14 protein-coding genes, 1 pseudogene and 1 other annotated feature are annotated in these 16,930 nt (G+C 67.1%); of the genes and pseudogenes, 3 read left to right on the plus strand and 12 right to left on the minus strand.

Translation table 11 applies throughout. The features are described from left to right. Together NGJ44_RS00005 and NGJ44_RS00010 are read right to left on the minus strand one after the other, a co-directional pair. Nucleotides 1–745 (minus strand): annotated as a pseudogene (locus NGJ44_RS00005) (IS3 family transposase); the annotation flags it as partial. Then, nucleotides 351–467, minus strand: a sequence feature (AL1L pseudoknot). It overlaps the preceding pseudogene by 117 nt. 623 nt (nt 746–1,368) lie before the next feature. Then, on the minus strand, nt 1,369–6,012 hold the full coding sequence (locus tag NGJ44_RS00010; protein WP_251862738.1) for an autotransporter domain-containing protein: 4,644 nt from the start codon (nt 6,010–6,012) through the stop codon (nt 1,369–1,371). A 212-nt stretch (nt 6,013–6,224) separates the two neighbouring features. Between NGJ44_RS00010 and NGJ44_RS00015 the strand changes: the two genes are divergently transcribed. After that, nucleotides 6,225–6,434 carry a hypothetical protein gene (locus NGJ44_RS00015; protein ID WP_160318553.1) on the plus strand — a complete coding sequence of 70 codons (210 nt, stop codon included), beginning with the start codon at nt 6,225–6,227 and terminating at the stop codon, nt 6,432–6,434. Nucleotides 6,435–6,667: 233 nt separating this feature from the next. Here NGJ44_RS00015 and NGJ44_RS00020 read toward each other — a convergent pair whose 3' ends face one another. From NGJ44_RS00020 to NGJ44_RS00030, 3 genes are read right to left on the minus strand one after another with little or no spacing between them, the layout of a single operon-like run. Next, nucleotides 6,668–8,056, minus strand: a complete 1,389-nt coding sequence (locus tag NGJ44_RS00020; RefSeq protein WP_053244696.1) for a sensor histidine kinase — start codon at nt 8,054–8,056, stop codon at nt 6,668–6,670. After that, the gene (locus tag NGJ44_RS00025; protein WP_053244695.1) at nt 8,053–8,715 is read right to left on the minus strand and encodes a response regulator transcription factor; all 663 of its coding nucleotides are present in this window, start codon (nt 8,713–8,715) and stop codon (nt 8,053–8,055) included. The genes NGJ44_RS00020 and NGJ44_RS00025 overlap by 4 nt, the downstream gene beginning before the upstream one ends. Beyond that, nucleotides 8,715–9,044, minus strand: a complete 330-nt coding sequence (locus NGJ44_RS00030; protein WP_053244694.1) for a PepSY domain-containing protein — start codon at nt 9,042–9,044, stop codon at nt 8,715–8,717. The genes NGJ44_RS00025 and NGJ44_RS00030 overlap by 1 nt, the downstream gene beginning before the upstream one ends. Nucleotides 9,045–9,250: 206 nt before the next feature. Between NGJ44_RS00030 and NGJ44_RS00035 the strand changes: the two genes are divergently transcribed. Both NGJ44_RS00035 and NGJ44_RS00040 read left to right on the plus strand, forming a co-directional pair. After that, on the plus strand, nt 9,251–9,553 hold the full coding sequence (locus NGJ44_RS00035) for a PepSY domain-containing protein (protein ID WP_053244693.1): 303 nt from the start codon (nt 9,251–9,253) through the stop codon (nt 9,551–9,553). A 95-nt stretch (nt 9,554–9,648) separates the two neighbouring features. Beyond that, the gene (locus NGJ44_RS00040) at nt 9,649–10,971 is read left to right on the plus strand and encodes a ferredoxin reductase family protein (protein WP_251862739.1); all 1,323 of its coding nucleotides are present in this window, start codon (nt 9,649–9,651) and stop codon (nt 10,969–10,971) included. Nucleotides 10,972–11,033: 62 nt separating this feature from the next. Here the strand turns inward: NGJ44_RS00040 and NGJ44_RS00045 are convergent, their stop codons facing one another. The 7 genes from NGJ44_RS00045 to NGJ44_RS00075 form a co-directional block, all read right to left on the minus strand. Beyond that, a complete protein-coding gene (locus tag NGJ44_RS00045; RefSeq protein ID WP_053244691.1) occupies nt 11,034–11,291 on the minus strand; it encodes a hypothetical protein in 258 nt (85 codons plus the stop codon). A gap of 186 nt (nt 11,292–11,477) precedes the next feature. Then, nucleotides 11,478–11,867, minus strand: coding sequence for a PPC domain-containing DNA-binding protein (locus tag NGJ44_RS00050; RefSeq protein ID WP_200908009.1), 390 nt, complete (start codon nt 11,865–11,867; stop codon nt 11,478–11,480). After that, the gene (locus NGJ44_RS00055) at nt 11,854–12,429 is read right to left on the minus strand and encodes a PPC domain-containing DNA-binding protein (RefSeq protein WP_053244690.1); all 576 of its coding nucleotides are present in this window, start codon (nt 12,427–12,429) and stop codon (nt 11,854–11,856) included. The genes NGJ44_RS00050 and NGJ44_RS00055 overlap by 14 nt, the downstream gene beginning before the upstream one ends. 56 nt (nt 12,430–12,485) lie before the next feature. Further along, entirely contained in the window at nt 12,486–13,244 is a 759-nt protein-coding gene (locus NGJ44_RS00060; protein WP_251862740.1) for an SDR family NAD(P)-dependent oxidoreductase, read from the minus strand. A 19-nt stretch (nt 13,245–13,263) separates the two neighbouring features. Next, nucleotides 13,264–14,886, minus strand: a complete 1,623-nt coding sequence (locus NGJ44_RS00065) for an acyl-CoA synthetase (protein ID WP_053244688.1) — start codon at nt 14,884–14,886, stop codon at nt 13,264–13,266. Continuing rightward, nucleotides 14,883–16,055 carry an acetyl-CoA acetyltransferase gene (locus tag NGJ44_RS00070; protein ID WP_251862741.1) on the minus strand — a complete coding sequence of 391 codons (1,173 nt, stop codon included), beginning with the start codon at nt 16,053–16,055 and terminating at the stop codon, nt 14,883–14,885. The genes NGJ44_RS00065 and NGJ44_RS00070 overlap by 4 nt, the downstream gene beginning before the upstream one ends. A gap of 46 nt (nt 16,056–16,101) precedes the next feature. Next, the gene (locus NGJ44_RS00075) at nt 16,102–16,902 is read right to left on the minus strand and encodes an IclR family transcriptional regulator (RefSeq protein ID WP_235489380.1); all 801 of its coding nucleotides are present in this window, start codon (nt 16,900–16,902) and stop codon (nt 16,102–16,104) included. Nucleotides 16,903–16,930 lie beyond the last annotated feature (28 nt).

The raw sequence follows: 16,930 nt of genomic DNA on the forward strand, positions 1-16,930 counted from the left end.
GACACGTAGGTGAAGTCCGAGACCCATAACTGATTGGGCCTGTCGGCATGGAAGTGGCGATTGACGCGATCCAGTGGGCATGCCTGCGAACCGTCGGCAATGGTGGTGCGCACCCGCTTGCCTCGGCGCACGCCCTGCAGACCCAGGTGACGCATCAGGCGCTCAACCGTGCAGCGGGCCACGGCAATGCCTTCGCGCTGCAACTGGTGCCATACCTTGCGTACGCCGTAGACTTGCATGTTGGCTTGCCAGACACGCCGAATCTCAGCCATCAAACCCTCGTCGCGCTGGCTGCGCGCACTGCGCAGCTCCGGGCATCGTTGGCGGGCGGCATGACGCCGATACGCCGATGGGGCAACCTGCAACACCTTGCAGATCGGCTCGACCCCGTAGACGTCCCGGTGCCGGTCGATATAGGCGTTTACTTCTTCAGTTCGCGGTCGAGCGCCGCCTGGGCGAAAAAAGCACTGGCCGACTTCAGGATCTCGTTGGCCCGGCGCAGTTCTTTGACCTCGCGTTCCAGAGCCTTCATGCGCTCTCGTTCACTGGTGCTCATGCCATCACGCATGTCGCTGTCGATCTCGCTGCGCTTGACCCATTCCAACAGCGTGGCCGGCACGCAGCCGATCTTCGGCGCTATGGACTCGACGGCCGCCCACAGCGATGGATACTCGCCACGATGCTCTTGTACCAGACGCACGGCGCGGTCACGGACTTCCGGGGAAAACTTGTTCTGCTTGCTCATAAGGGCTCCATTCTCTCAAAGGTTGGAGCCTCCGCAAAACCCGGGGCAATTCAGAATCCCTGGGGGAACGAAAGCAAGGCGCGTGCGGATGCGCTGGTCGATGCCGGGCTGCTGAACAAGCAGGATACCGAAACCAAGGCGATGCTCGGCAACAGGACGGCGCCGGCCAGACGCAAGGCAGCATTCAAGGCAAGGCCGCGCTCGTGCTGACCAATGATGGATGGATGTACGAACGCTTGTTCCGGCACGGATCTGCAGCAGCCGGGCCGCCCCTCTTATTAAAAAAAGCAGCCCTGGCGACGCAGGCTCTGAACAACCCTGGCCCGGCAGGCAGCCCGCTCACGCCGAAATCAGCGTACGTCTTCTTCCACGTGTAAAAGGTCGCCTCCGACACGTCAGGCTGGCGAGATATATGTCGCCCCCCGCCTGCCACTCGCTGAGAAGCAGCCTTACCTCCGGTTCTGACCTGTACGGATTTCCCGAAGGCACGTCACTGCGGGCCAATACCAAAGAGCTGCGCAATAGTTTTATGCGCAAGCCGAAGCTCATGCCGGCCGCCTGCCGGGATTCAGGAGCGGCGTCACGGCGGGCGGCATCTTCTTTGACGAGCTGGCGCCAGGGATTCAGAAGCGCCAGCTCATATTCGCCTTTAATCCATGCTCCTGTTGCAAGTTTGCGATCTGCCCCATGTATGAGAGCCCGAGGATCATGGTTTTGGAGACCTTGGCGTCGAAGCCCGCCTCAAGCTGCAAGGCGTTCTTCGCAATGGGGGTCCCGAGAATATCGAATGCGGAACCGCCCGCAAATGCAAAGTTCGAGTCCGGGCGGACATCGCCGAACGCATGGCGCCAGCCGAGGGCGCCGCGAGCAAGGACGGAAACGCCATTATCGAAGGTGTGGGTCGTCTGCCCACGCAGACCCAGCGTGGTGTAGGTAACGCTGTCATTGGCGCTGCGCGATGAGAGCCGCGCAATGCCTCCCCGCTCGGTGAAGCCGTCGGTGTCGAGATTGACATAGGAGAGATTGACGAATGGTTCGAGTGCCGCCGCGCCAAGCGCTGTGCGGCCGAGATCGAAGCGGTATCCGAATTCTCCGAAGACCTGCGTGGTCCGGGCAGAATAATCGGCCGACAGATGATCCTGGAAACCTGGGAAGACCGCCGACCGTTTCGTCGACAGCCGATGCCAGGTCAGGGCAACGCCGCTCCTGAAGGAGAGATTGTTCCGTTGCGCGCCAGCATATGCGCCGAGATGATAGTTGTCGCTGTCGGCCGACGAGGAACGGCCACCGACCCGGAGATCGGTCTCGGAGTAACCGCCCAAAGCGCCCACGCGCCAATGATCGCTCACTGCACCATCCGCGCCGATGAAAATGCCTCCGATAGACCGGGACATGCGGGCGGCGTTTCCGTCGCCATCGACATGTCCCCACGCCCCGAAACCCTGCGCCCAGACCGCCGCCCGCTCGCCATGCGCCGCTGAGCCGGCCGTACCCGCGCCACCCGCAGCCGGTGTGCCGGCCGTGCCCACTGCGCCAAAGGCATAGCGCAGGCGTTCGTTCATCGCGCCGCGTATAAAGCCGCTGTCATCGAAAATGGCGGCCTTTGCCGATGCGTGGATTTCCCCGGAAAGCTGGTCGAAGGCATAAGCCGCCGCCTTCCCGTCGGTTTGGGAAGCCACGTTGTCGTAGAGGGCATCGCCCTGGCCGAGGCTCTCCACCCCATTGGCTATCGCACATTGATTGTGGTTGAAGCCGGGCAGGCAGAATGCGATGTCGTTTCGCTGAATATGCAGATAGACGTTGTTGGGATCATATTCGAGCATCAGCCCGACGTAGGGCAGGTTTTCGGAAATCGAACCGAAAGCTCCCGAAACGGCGCCGCTCGCATTGAGTATCGTCCAACGGCTTCCCGGCACATAGACCCCGCCGATCTTCTCGACCGCGACATTGCCTCCCTCGATCGTGGCCGAGCCGGAAACGTTGACACGGTCTGACGCCGAAGGCGAAATATCGACCGAGAACGTCGATCCGGACTTGAACGTCAAGTCGCCACTTACGGCCAAAGTGCCGAGTGTTTCGCCGCCGATCGAGTCCTTGCTCAGCAAGGGCTGCCCCGGCGACAGAACGCCGCCTGCTTCGATCGTCGTGGAGCCTGCCGTCCCGGCTCCGCCGAGCGTGCCCCCGCTGGCGACAGCGACCGATCCTCCCAGCGTGCCGTTCACGTAGAGGGTTCCCGCATTGACGGCAGTCAGGCCCGAAAAGGCCACATTGTCTTCCAGCAGAAGCAACGCAGCCCTGCCTGCCTTTTCCAGGGTGCCGCTGCCGGAGATAAGGCCGGCATAGCTCGCATTCACGTCCTGGTCGAACGTCATCGTACCGCCACGGAGGTGCACGTTACCGTCGAAGCGCTCGGCCGAGGAGATCAGTTTTCCGTCGTCGACCGTCCAGTCGAGGGCCGAATTGCCCGAAAGCCTCAGCGTTCCCCCTCCCCTCTTCACCATCACCCCTTGTGTTTGCGAGAGGCCGGCGATGTTTCCCGCAAAGGTTCCGCTGGTGGACTGGTCGAAGATGGCGATCCCCGCGTTGCCAATGCTTTCGGAAATCGAGTTCGAGTCGCCGATCAGCGTGCCCGCGAGCACGCCCGTGTTCCGGTAGGCATTGGCCCCCGTCAAGGCAAGGGCGCCGCCGCCGAGTTTCATCAGATCGCTGGCGCCCGACACGGGTCCGGCAAGGTCCAGCGTGGTTCCGCCGTCCACGTCAAAAAAGCCGGTGGTATTGAGGGCGACCGGGCGCGACATGCCGAAGCTGGATGTGGTGTGCAGCACCCCGCCATCGAAGTCGAAGGCGAGTTTGCCGCCAGCCGCGCCAAGATTGGCGTCGGCGCTGATCTGCAAGGTGCCGCCTTCGATCGATGTACCTCCGGTATGGTTGTTGGCGCCGCTGAGGACCAGCGTGCCGCCGTCCGCTTTCACCAACATGCCGTCGCCGACGAGCGGGGAGGCGATTTTCGCCGCGAAGTTCGCGCCGGACGCGCTGCCATCGCCCACTCGTATGGGCGTTTCGCCGCTCAGCAAGGTAACGGCGCCGCCCTGGATGCGATAGCCGCTCGTCGCGAACTGCATGCCCCCCACCATGACGGGGCCGTGCGTGTTATCGACCGTCACGGTGCCGGCCGCGCCGCTGAATACGGCATAGGCGCCATCGCTCAAGGCGCCGTTGAGGGCTCCGGTCTTCTCTGTCCAGTTGTCGTTGCCACCGGACGCGTGCCAGATGCCGTTGCCGCCGTCGATGACGCTATTGAATTTGGAGCCCGCGTCTCCATCCCAGAACCGCAGGGCCGGCCCCGAGGCGTTGATGAGGTTGACCTGGCCAGCCACCGATGTCTGAATGGAATTGGAACTCCCCGCCGGCATGGCCCCCAAGGCCAGGCCGTTATCCGTCAGCGTGCCGCCATAGTTGATCAACCTGTATATTCCGGCGCCGAAAGCGCTGCCGGTGGTCGAGCTGACATTCAGGACGCCGTCCAGCGTCAGATCGCCGCTGACGTTGACCAGGTCATTCAGCGCGCTGCTGCCTTCCTCGTCTGGCGGCTGCCCGACCAGCCTTGGCCGCCCAAGCTGGAAATTGAGGGCGGAGCTTGACGCCAGGACGAGGTCGCCATTGACGGTCAATGTGCCGACCTCTCCCTCGGCTCCGGGAGCGATGGTGCCAAGGTTAGAGACATTGCCGTTTATGGTTCCGCCGCCGCCGAGGATCGTCCCGGCCTTCACGGACACCGAGGGCGAGCTGAGCGTGCCGTTGACGGTAAGGCGGCCTGCCGTCACGTTGGAGGATTGCGAGAATGAGGAATCGCCTGTGAGCCTCCAGGCCGCGCCGTTGATGCTCAAGGTTTCGAAATTCTGGAACTTGCCGCCGTCCTCGATGCCGCTTCCGAGAAGGAGGAGGCTGTCGCTGCCTGCGCCACCCAGTACCTTGCCATGCAGAACGGAGCCGGTGTCCAGCGTCAGCGAGTTGGAACTCGCGCGCGTCTGATCAAAGCGGATGGCGACGCCGCCGGACCCGGCAATCGTTCCGGAATTGGTGATGAATGCGGGCGCATCATTGACCGAAATACCAGTGTCGCCCTGGATGGTGCCGGCATTGACGATCGACATCGCCGGCGCATCATCGGGCTCGAGCGCGCTGCCGCTATAGATGCCATATGCGCCGCCCTGGATAATGCCACCGGCGAGGTTGCGGATCGAACCGCCCGCGGCGGCCGCGCCAACGTAGACGCCTGCGCCCACTCCCGCCTCGAGGCCGTCGCCTCCGATGAAAGTCGTCCCGGTTGCGGTGATGGTTCCGTCATTGGTGAGGTCGACATCGCCATACCGGCTGCGCGTATAGGAGACGCCCCCGAGGCCCGAGATCACGCCGTCTTCGAAATTGGTGATCATGCCCCCGCCGTAGGTCCAGACGCCGAGGCCGTTCGTGCCCTCGATGGCGCCCCAATTGTTGAGCAGAATCTCGGTCGACAGGTCCCCGCCATGAATCCCATGCAACCCTGCCTTGATGATACTGCCGCTTCCATTGGTGACGGTGCTCGATCCGAGCGCCACATACAGCCCCACGCTTATGGCATCAGTCGCCAGGATCTGGCCGCCGTCGAAGTTCCGGATCGTGTTGGTGGACCCGGGATCGGAGTTGCCTAAGAGGCGAATGCCCACCTGGCGGCCCTGAAGGGTGCCGGTGTTCCGGACGTCGGCGCCGAACCTGCCTGACCGCTGGCGGCCTTCAACCGCGGTGAATTCCGATATTATGGATCCCGCATTGTCGAGCGTAAGCGGTCCGTAGGTTTGCACGCCGGCATCTTTGCCGGAGATCCTGCCTCCGGCTTCATTTCGCACGAACAGGTCCGATCTGCTCCAAATCCCCACCCCGCCGGAGATCTGTCCATGGTTGATGACGCCGCTGCCGGGACCGTCCAGGCTAATCCCGTCCGAGTGCGCCTCGACGGAGCCTTGGTTCGTGAGGATCCAGGTATCGCCCGGTGCCCCTTGTATCCCATTAGCACCGCCAAATCCCAAGGAGGAGGCCACGGAAATCTCGGCGCCCGGCGCCACGAGTACGGTCGTCCCGGGCTTGGCGAGAAGGACCATACTCGACTGATTGGCGTTGATGGTCTGGTCGTAGCTCTGCGCAGAAGCGCTGCAAACCGAGACTGCTTGAGCGAATAGCGCCACGGCATATGACTGGGTTAAAAGTGAATTCCGTTTCGACGAGATCATGAACACCTTCCAATTTTCGCCTCCAAAACGTGCGGATTCTCCGTGAATATCGTTAACGACTACCGGAAAATTACTGTGGAGTGCGCTGGTGGCCATGATAGTCAGCGCGGATGATCTACCCAGCGAAGAAAACCTAGTACAAGTACGATCAGCGCGTAAATTCGCAAGATATAAGACCAATCCCACGAATAATTTTTCTGTAATACAGAACTGTGTCTCACCAGCCCCGAGACGAACGTGCAGAAGGCGACGAAACCCATAAGACGATTCCGTGGCACCGCAAGAATAATGCGACAGCCCTACCTGGCGGCATTCAGAATAATCGCCAGCGCGTCCACGCAGACATGAAAATCTCCGAATACCAACAAGTTGATCGAGGTGATTTAAAAAAGAAAATTTATAAAGGAAGAAAAAACCAATGATCCGCACCATATGAAATACAAACGGCGCACAGGCGTTCCGTGCCCGGCGCCTGTAAAAACGGAAAATGAATGCAGATTATCTGGCTTGAAGGCAAGCGCATCGTCGCTTGCCCAAAATTCCAATGGCGGCCCTGCCCGTTTTAATCTTCTTGAACAGCAGAGGTTCCGAAAGCATGGGTGCACACATGCCGACACGCCGGGGGGAGCGCGCCGTTGTCATGGCCTGCCAGCCCTCAAGCCGCCGGCAATATCAACATCACCCTCAACCCGCCCAGATCCGGCGACCTGAGCGCCTGGACGTCGCCGCCATAGGTGCAGGCCAGGTCGCGCACGATGTCCAGGCCCAGGCCGGAGCCGGGCTGTTGTTCGTCCACGCGCACGCCGCGCTTGAAGATGCGCTCGCGTTCGGTGTCGGCAATGCCGGGGCCGTCGTCGTCGACGTGGATGGAGAGACGGCCCCGGGCATCGCGCCGGGCGGTGACGCGCACCTGCCGCCTGGCCCATTTGCAGGCGTTGTCGAGCAGGTTGCCCAGCATCTCCTGGAAGTCGTGCAGTTCGCCGCGAAAGCACAGGTCGGCCGGCTTCACGGCAAGCGCGATGTCGAGCTGGCGGTCGGCGTGCAGGCGCCGCATGGCGCGCAGCAGCCCTTCCAGGGGCTCGCGCACGGGGGTGCGCAGGTCCGTCGCGCCCGAGGAGGCCGCGGCGCGGGCGCGGGCCAGGTGATGGTCGATCTGCCGGCGCGCCACGCCAACCTGTTCGCGCACCAGGTCCGCCAGCGGCCCGCGTTCGGCGGCCGCGGCGTTGGCGAGAATGGCCAGCGGGGTCTTGACCGCGTGGGCGAGGTTGCCGGCCTGGGTGCGGGCGCGCTGGATGATCTCGTCGTTGACGGCGAGTACGCGGTTGAAGTCGTCCACCAGGGGCTGCACTTCGTCGGGGTAGCGGCCTTCGATGCGCATGCTGCTGCCGGGCGGCTGCTGCGCGAGCTGGCGGCGCAGGCGCGCGAGCGGGCGCAGTCCGATGACCACTTGCATGATGGCGGCCAGCACCAGCCCTCCGGCCAGGCCGCCGAGCGAAATAACGAGTATGTGGGTGAAGCGCTCCATGGGTTCGGCCAGCACGGTGCGGTCGGCGGCCACGACCAGCCGCAGCCGGGGCGCGTCGGTTTCGGCGGGCGTGAGCAGGCGCGCCACGGCGTAGAGGTCGCGCCCTTCGGGGCCCGTCAGCTCGTATCCGTTTTCGGCGCCGGGCGGCGCAGCGGGCAGGGTCTGGTCCCACAATGAGCGGGACCGCGCGACGCCGGCGCGGGGGCCGGGGCCGAGGCGGTCGATCTGCCAGTAGAGGCCGGACAGCGGCTGGTCGAATCTCGGGTCGCTGAGCGGCGGGGACACCCGCACCTGCGCGGCGGGCCCGAGGTTGACGGCGGCCGTGAGCTGGTTCAGGTGCAGCATCAGCTCCGAACGCAGTTGTTCGGTGATGTGCTGGCGGAACAGGTTGGCCAGGCCCCAGCCCGCCACGATGACGGAGAGGGAGATCCAGGCCAGCGTGCCGATCAGCAGGCGCCAGCGCAGCGACCCGGCGCCGTCCAGCCCGGCCCGCGGGCGCCGCGGCGCGGCGGCGCTCATGATCCGCCCGCCAGCCGGTAGCCCAGCCCGCGCACGGTCTCGATGGTGTCGGGCGGAAGTTTCTTGCGCAGCCGGCCGATGAATACGTCGATGGTGTTGGAGTCGCGGTCGAAGTCCTGCGCATAGAGATGCTCGACCAGCTGCTGGCGCGACACGACCTCGCCGGCATGCTGCATCAGCATGGCCAGCACCTTGAATTCGTGGCTGGTGAGCGAAACCGCGACGCCGTCCAGCGTCACCCTGGCCTGCCGCGTGTCCAGCATGAGCGGACCGCAACGCCATTGCGCGCTGGCGTGCATGCTGTCGCGCCGGATCAGGGCGCGCACGCGCGCCAGCAGCTCTTCCATGTGGAACGGCTTGGCGAGGTAGTCGTCGGCGCCGGCGTCGATGCCGGCGACCTTCTCGTGCCAACTGTCGCGCGCGGTGAGGATCAGCACCGGCATGTTGCGCGCGGCGGCGCGCCAGCGCTTGAGCACCGTGAGACCGTCCAGCACGGGCAGGCCCAGGTCCAGCACCACGGCATCGTAGGTTTCCACTTCGCCCATGTAGTGGGCGGTCTTGCCGTCGGCGGCGCGGTCCACGGTGTAGCCGGCGTCGTCCAGGGCGCGCTCGAGCTGCGCGGCCAGTGTCGGTTCGTCCTCGATCAGCAGGATGCGCATCAGTCGTCGTCCCGGAATTGCATATGCTTGCCCTTGACGCCCAGCACCCGGCCGTCGCGGGCGTCGATCTTCAGCTTGAGCAGATTGCCGCTCGCTTGCAGCAGCCGGATCTCATAGAGATATTCGCCGTCGTCTTCCTCGAATTCTACCTTGACGACCTGCCCGGGATAACTGCGCTCGACGATGTCGAGCACCGTGCGCAGCGGCAGGATCTTTCCTTCCTGCAGGGCCTCGCGCGCGCGATCGTGATCGTCGTCGGCCCTTGCGGGAGACGGCCCGACCAGCGTCGCGCACGACAGGAGAATCGCAAGACAGGAACGCAGCGGCATGGGGAATCGGACGGGAGATCGGCTCATCGGGAAGGCATGCCGGCAATGCGGCGGATGTGCCGCACGTTATACCGCGGCCAACATGAACGGCGGGTGAACGGGGGCTTCAGACCGGGTTCATGAGGAGGTTTCCATAATGTCGTCCAGGGTCTGCAAGACCTGTCCCGATCGATTCGATCTCAATCCGCAAGACCAAGGAGTCCCACATGAAGCTCATCCGCACCCTCGTCTCCGGCGCCGTCCTCGGCGCCGCCGCCCTGGCCGCCCACGCCCAGACGCAGGCTCCCGCCCCCGCTCCCGCGCCGGCCGCGCGCACGGCGCCGGCCTCGATACTGTCGATCAGCCAGATCCATGACGCCATCACGGCGGCCGGCTACCGCGACGTCACCGAGATCGAGCTGGAACACGGCCGCTACGAGGCCAAGGCGCGCGACGCGCAGGCCCAGCGGGTGAAGCTCTACGTCAACGCGCATACCGGCGCCATCGAACGCACCAAGTTCGACGACTGACGCCTACGGCGGCCGCGCGCCCCGCCGTCCGCCCCCCCCTTTCTTGCGGCCCGCGCGCCCGCGCGGGGCCGCCGTTGCACCGGACACGTTTCATCATGCATACCCGTACCGCTATCGGCCTGTTCCTGGGCGCCCTCACGCTGGCCTGGGGATGGGATCTCGCCTGGCAGGCGCCGCTGCAAGGCGGCTGGCCGTGGCTGCTGCGCCAGCAGGGCCTGTACCTTACCGGCATCTGGTCCATCGGCCTGATGTCGCTCGCGATGATCCTGGCGCTGCGCCCGCGCCCGCTCGAGCGTCCGCTCGGGGGCATGGACAAGGTCTACCGCCTGCACAAATGGGCAGGCATCCTGGCCGTGGCCACGGGCCTGGCGCACTGGCTGATCGAGCTTTCCAAAGGCCCGTTGAACGCGCTGGCCGGCATTGCCGGCCGACCGCCGCATCCGGCGTCCGTCACGCTGTTCGACAGCGTCCGCGGCTACGCCAAGGACTTGGGCGAATGGGGGCTGTATCTGTTGCTGGCCATGCTGGTCATCACGCTGTGGCGGCGCTTTCCGTATCACGCATGGCGCTGGGTCCATCGCGCCATGCCGCTGCTCTACCTGGCGCTGGTGTCGCATGCCGCGGCGCTCTTGCCGCGCATGCACTGGCAGGGCGTCACCGGCGCGCTGCTGGGGCTGCTGATGGCCGGCGGCACCTGGGGCGCCGTGTCCGCGCTGGCCGGCCGCATCGGGCGGCGACGCCGCCACGCGGGCACGGTGGCCGCCGTGCGGCGCCAGGATCCCGGCGTGCTGGAAGTCGTGTGCGAACTCGATGCCGGCTGGCCGGGGCATAAGCCGGGCCAGTTCGCGTTCCTGACGCTGGACGAGCGCGAAGGCGCCCATCCCTACACCATTGCCAGCGCGCCCGGACCGGACCGCCGGATCGCTTTCCAGATCAAGGCGCTGGGCGACTATACGCGCGGCCTGGCCGCCCGCGTGCAGGAGGGACAACGGATCACGGTCGAAGGCCCCTACGGCTGCTTCCGGCCGGCGCCCCCGGAGTCCGGCACGACCCAGGTCTGGATCGCGGGCGGCATCGGCGTCACGCCTTTTCTGTCCTGGCTGGAATCGATGCAGGCCGATCCGGCCGGCGCGCCCCGGGCGCATCTGCACTATTGCGTGCGCGACGCGGGCGCCGATCCGTTCGTCCCGCGCCTGCGCGCGCTGTGCAATGCCCTGCCGTCCGTCGCGCTGACGGTGCACGACAGCCATGCGGGCCAGCGCCTGGACGCCTCCCGACTGGCGTCGGACGCCGCCGGGCACGCGCAGGACATCTGGTTCTGCGGCCCGCCGGGGCTGGCCAGGACGCTGCGCCGCGCGTGGCGGCGGGCCGGAGGGGCCGGCGAGGGCTTTCATCAGGAAGCGTTCGAAATGCGATAACGCCGGAAAAGCCGGCGTCATGCGAAAGGCGGACGGGACGCCTGCGCGCAAGCCCCGCGCGCTCAGTTGCCGAATACCCGCCGCAGCCGCGCGGATTCCGCGCGGTTGAGCCGCTTGGCTTCTTCTTCGGCGTAGTCGCGCTCTCCCGGTTCGTATGAGCCCTCGTAGAGGCAGCGGCTGCGATTCCCTCTGCATTCGTCGCTGACACGGGCGGCGGTTCGCTCGCGGTCCGAATCGCCGGAGCCGAAGAAAGAACAGCCGGATACCAGCGCGGCGAGAAACAGCGCGACGCCGCACCGGCTCAGTGTTTGCATGGACATGTGCTGACCCTGGAGAGATACCGTAGACCTCTTTATAGCAACCTGGCGCACGCCCCTACAAACCACGGGCGGTTTCGCCGAAGCAGTCGTGGCGGGGAATCCGGCCCTACGCTGCCGCGCCCGGGGAAAACGGCGGCCGCCCGGCGCCGCCGCCGTTTCCGGCCGCCGCGCCGCGCGTCTTGCCCTCTACCCCGCCGGCAGCCATTCCTCCAGCGTGACCTCGAAGGTCATGCAGATGGGGTTGGCGCCCGGCACGAAAGGCCCGCCATGCACCTCGCCCCGCGGGTCGGCGACCACGCCCGACAGGCTGGCGCGCAGGGAGCCATCCGGCTGGGCCCGGACTTCGCCGGCGAGACTGACGATTTCCACGGCGGGGCCGGCGATGCAGCGGTAGTCGCCTTGGGCGGTGTAGAGGCAGGCGTCGACCAGGCTGCCCAGGGCGCCGCGCACGAAGGCGTGGCGAAAGCCGAGCGAGAGGCAGAATTTCTCCACGCCCCGCACCAGGTCTTCGTTGGGGCCGATGCGGGCGTAGGCGACGCGGCCCATGCTGCCGCGCTCGATTTCAGCGTCGTCCATGGAGGTTTCCCCTGAAGGGTTGCAGCAGCCGGATGTGGGTTTCTTCGTCGTAGCGGGCCCGCAGCTCGAAGCCGTCCAGCGAGGTGGCGAGTACGGCGATGGCGCGGGGACCGATGATGCTGGTCTGCGGCACGATGTGGCCGCCGGCGAGGCGGCCGGCCCGGTCGCGGAAGACGGCGTGGCAATGCACCAGGGGCGCGCCGCTGTCGGATGCGCCCAGGGTGGCGTTGCCGAAGACGAGGTCGGCCGCGCCGGCCTCGATGGGCGCGGTGTAGGCGACCACGGCCTGGCGGGAGGGATCGGGCGGCGCGGTGCAATAGTCGAGCCGCGCGAAGGCGCCGCCCAGCAGGGTCATGGATGCGCAGGCGACGCCGGCGCCGGCCAGGGGGCCGACCAGGGCGTCGTAGAGGGTGGCGCCCGGCCGCAGCGCCAGGCGGATGTGACGCCCCCGCGGGGCGGTGCAGCTGTGGATGCGCACCGGGTTGTAGGCGCCCGGGTGGATGAGGGTCCGGGGACGCGGCAGGACGCCGCCTCCGGAACGATGCACGGTGGTGTATCGCATTGCAGGGCTCCCCGCGCTTGTGGCGCAGTTCGTGGAACGAGGGGTGGTCGCTGGCTTCAGTGGGCGAGCATGCCGGCGGCGGTGAAGCCGCCGTCCACGCAGATGATCTGCCCGGTCACGTAGCTGGAACGGCTGTCGTCGAGCAGCCAGGACACGGCGCCGTTGAGTTCCTCGGGCGCGGCGTAGCGGTGCTGGGGCACGACACTTTCCCAGGCTTCGCGCGCCTTGCTGGTGTGCATCTGCGACACCAGCGGGGTTTCGACGGGGCCGGGCGCGACGGCGTTGACGCGGATGCCGTAGGCGGCCAGTTCCACGGCCATGACGCGGGTAAGCGTGACCACGCCTCCCTTGGACGCGCCGTAGGCGGCGCGGCCGGCATTGCCGCGCAGGCCGGACACCGAGGCGATGTTGACGATGGCGCCTCGGCGCCGCTCGCGCATGCGGCGCGCGGCTTCGCGGGCCACGACGAAGGAGCCCACCAGGTTCACCTCCAGAATGCGCCTGAGCAGGGCCGTGTCGGTGTCGAGAAACGGCACGTCGCGGCCGATGCCGGCTGAGTTGACGAGGCCGGAGATCGGGCCGAAATCCTGCTCCATGCGGTCCAGCGCCTGCAACACGCTGTCTTCGTCGGCCACGTCCATGAGAATGCGCCCGAGCCGCGCGGGCGGCGCGAGACTGGCGATGGCGTCCAGCCGCTCCTGGGCGACGTCGGCCACCAGCACGCGGCGTCCGGCCTCCAGCAAACCCTGCGCCACGGCCAGGCCGATGCCCGAGGCGCCTCCCGTCACGAGTACCGCTTCCTGCGTTGCTTGCATGTCTGCTCTCCTTTTGGGGTCAGGCGGCCTGGGATAGGTGGCCGCGTTCGTACAAGGCATCCCGCACCAGCTTTTTTGTGATCTTGCCGTAGCCCGACCGGGGCAGCGCTTCCCAGAAGAAGATGCGCCGCGGCAGCTTGTAGCGCGCCAATCGGGGCGCGAGCCATTCCAGCAGGGCCGCTTCGTCCAGGGCGTGGCCGGCGCGCAGCACGCACACCATGACGCCGACCTCGCCCCAGACCGGATCGGGCACGCCCAGCACCGCGGCTTCCGCGACGGCCGGATGGGCGAGCACTTTTTCTTCGATTTCGCGCGGATAGATGTTGGAGCCGCCCGATATGTACATGTCGGACTGGCGGCCCGTGATGTAGAGAAAGCCCTCGGCGTCGAGATAGCCCAGGTCGCCCGTGCGGAACCAGCCGTTGCGGAAAGACTTGGCATTGGCGTCGGGATTGGCGTAATAGCCCGCGAAGACCGCCGGCCCGCAGACGCAGATCTCGCCGCTTTCTCCGGCGGGCAGTTCGCGGCCGCTGTCGTCCTGGATGCTGATCTGCATGCCGGTGCGGGCGTAGCCGCAGCTGCCCACGCGCGCCTCGGGGCCGTCTTCGGCGCGGTGCAGCGCAGGCGGCAGCACGGTGATGTTGCCGGTGACTTCGCCCAGGCCGAAATACTGCGCCAGCACCGGCCCCAGCTTGGCCAGGGCGCGCTTCTGGTCTTCGCGGTACATGGGCGCGCCGGCATAGATCACGTAGCGCAGGCTGCGGTGGTCGTAGCGGTCCACGGACGGGTGCTCGACCAGCATCTTGACGATGGTGGGCACGGTGAACATGTTGCTCACGCGGTGGCGCTCCACCAGCGACCAGATCGTTTCGGCATCGAATTTGTCCTGGCCCGGCAGGACGCTGCGCGCGGCGCGCGCCACCTGGGTCAGGAAATGGATGCCCGCGCCATGCGAAAGCGGCGCCACCACGAGGCTGACGTCTCGCTCCGTGGTGCCGGGCATGAGGTCGCACAGGTGATTGGTGATGACGAACGCCATCTGGCCGTGGGTGAGCACGGCCGCCTTGGGACGGCCCGTGGTGCCGGACGTGAAGAAGAACCAGCACGGGTCGTCGCGCTCGACGCCGGCCGCGGGGCGGGCCTCGGCCGCATGCGCGGCGATCAGCGTGGCGGTGTCGGTTTCGCCGAGCTCGCCGTCGCCCAGGCGCGCCAGCAGGCGCAGGTCCGGCACGGCTTGGGCCACCGCGCGCGCGTGCGCCTCGAACAGGCCGTCGCACAGAAAAGCCTTGGCGCCCGACGCCGTGGCCAGATAGGCGGCCTCGTCCGGCGAAATGCGGAAATTGGTGGGCACCCATACCGCGCCCAGGCGCAGCACGGCGAACAGGGTTTCGATGTAGGCGATGCTGTTGCGGCCGTGCACCAGCACGCGGTCGCCCTTGGCGATGCCGCGCGCGGCCAGGGCGGCGGCCAGCGCGCCGCAGCGCGCGTGCAGCTCGGCCCAGGTGATGTCGCGCTCGCCTTCGGAGACGGCGATGCGCGCGGGGTGGCGGCGCGCGGCCTGGGCCAGAAATTCGGCGAGGTTCATGACGCGGCGCGACACGGGCGCCACGCCGCCGTCGGGTGCGGTGTGCGGCTGGCTCATTTGCGGCGCTCCAGCAGGCTGACGTAGTTGGCGACGGCCGCGCCGCCCATGTTGAACACGCCGGCCAGCGCAGCGCCGGGGATCTGCATGCCGCCCGCCTCGCCCATGAGCTGCATGCAGGCCATGACGTGCATGGACACGCCGGTGGCGCCCACCGGATGGCCCTTGGCCTTGAGGCCGCCCGAAGGATTGACGGGCAGGCGCCCGTCTTTTTCGGTCCAGCCCTCGCGCAGCACTTTGTACCCCTGTCCGCGCGGGGCCAGCCCCATGGCTTCGTACTCCAGCAGTTCGGCGATGGTGAAGCAGTCGTGCGTTTCGACCAGGCTGAGGTCGTCGAGCGTCAGCCCGGCGGCCGACAGCGCCTGGCGCCAGGCGCGCGCCGCGCCTTCGAAGGCCGTGGGATCGCGGCGGCTGAGCGGCAGGATGTCGTTGACCTGCGCCCGCGCGCGGAACGCGATGGCGCGCGGCAGGCCGGCTGCCGTGTCTTCGTCGGCCAGCACCAGCGCGGCCGCGCCGTCGGAGATCAGGGAGCAGTCGGTGCGGCGCAAAGGCGGCGCGACGTAGGGGTTCTTGTCGGAGACCGTGCGGCAGAAATCGAAGCCCAGGTCCTTGCGCAGCTGCGCATAAGGATTGTCCACGCCGTTGCGGTGGTTCTTGGCCGCGATGCGCGCCAGCGCGTCGCCCTGGTCGCCGTGGCGGGCGAAATAGGCTTGCGCGATCTGCGCGAACAGGCCGGCAAAGCCGCCGTCCACGCCGGCTTCTTCCTTGCGGTAGCTGGCGTTGAGCAGGATGTCGCCCACCTCGGCCGTGGGGCGGGCCGTCATTTTCTCGGCCCCCACCACCAGGGCCACCCGGCCCCGCCCGGATTCGATGAAGTCCATGGCGGCATACAGCGCGGCCGATCCGGTGGCGCAGGCGTTCTCCAGGCGGTTGGCCGGCACGTGCGCGAGCGCGGGCAGCGAAGTGGCCACCAGCGCGCCCTGGAAGTCCTGCTTCTGAAAGCCGCTGTTCATCACGCCCACGTAGACGCCGTCCACGGCCGAGGCGTCCAGGCCGGCGTGTTCCAGGGCGGGGCCGGCCACCCGCGCCATCAGGCTCTCGGTGTCGGGGTCATCCAGTTTGCCGAAGGGGATGTGTTGCCACCCCACGATTACGGCGCGCTTGCTCATTGCTGTCTCCTCAGGTTGTGCCCGAGGCCCGCCCCGTCTGGCGGACTCAGGACTTGGGTCGGTTCGGCGGGTCCGCCGGATGCAGCTGGGCCTGCAGGCGCCTGACCTCGCGCGCCAGCAGCTTGGCCAACTGGAACAGCCTGTCTTCGTCCATGCGCGACTCCACGGCGGCAATGCTGAGCGCGCCCAGCACGTGCCCCGCGGCGTCGCGCACGGGCATGCCGATGCCCCACGATCCCGGGATCACCAGGCCGCGGTTCACGGCGTAGCCCTGCTCGCGCGCCTCCCGGACCAGGCTGCGCAGCAGGGGCAGGGAGTAGCGCGGATAGCGCGCCTCGATGAGCGCGGCGTTGGCCTGCAGGCAAGCCTCGGCGTCGTCGTCGTCCAGCGCAGCCAGAATGGACAGGCTGCCCGCGCCCACGCCCAGCGGGTGTCGGTCGCCCGGCATGAGCACGTGGGTCTTGAGCGGGTAGTCGCCGTCTTCGCGCATGGCGCACACGGCGAACACGTCGCGCCGGATGGAGAAGAACGCCGAGTCGCCGCATTCGTGGGCCAGGCGCGCCACGATGGGCGCGGCCAGCCGGTTGATGCCGAAGCGGGCGCTGGCGATGCTGCCCAGCACGTGGCACTCGGGGCCCAGGTAATAGCGGCGCGAGACGGGGTCTTGCTCGACCATGCCCTCGGCGGCCAGCGCGGCCAGCAGGCGGTGCACGGTGGGCTTGCTCATGCCGGTGTCGCGCGTGAGCGCGAGCAGGCCCGCGCCGTCGCCGCGCGACACCGCGCGCAGCACCTGCATGGCGCGCGCCAGGGTCTGCGCGCCTTCCACCTGGGCGGGGATCTCCTGCACCTTGTCTCCAGAATCGCTTTTATAAGGT

Origin of the sequence: Achromobacter sp. Marseille-Q4962, from assembly GCF_943737005.1 — a bacterium.
Classification (GTDB): domain Bacteria; phylum Pseudomonadota; class Gammaproteobacteria; order Burkholderiales; family Burkholderiaceae_B; genus Achromobacter.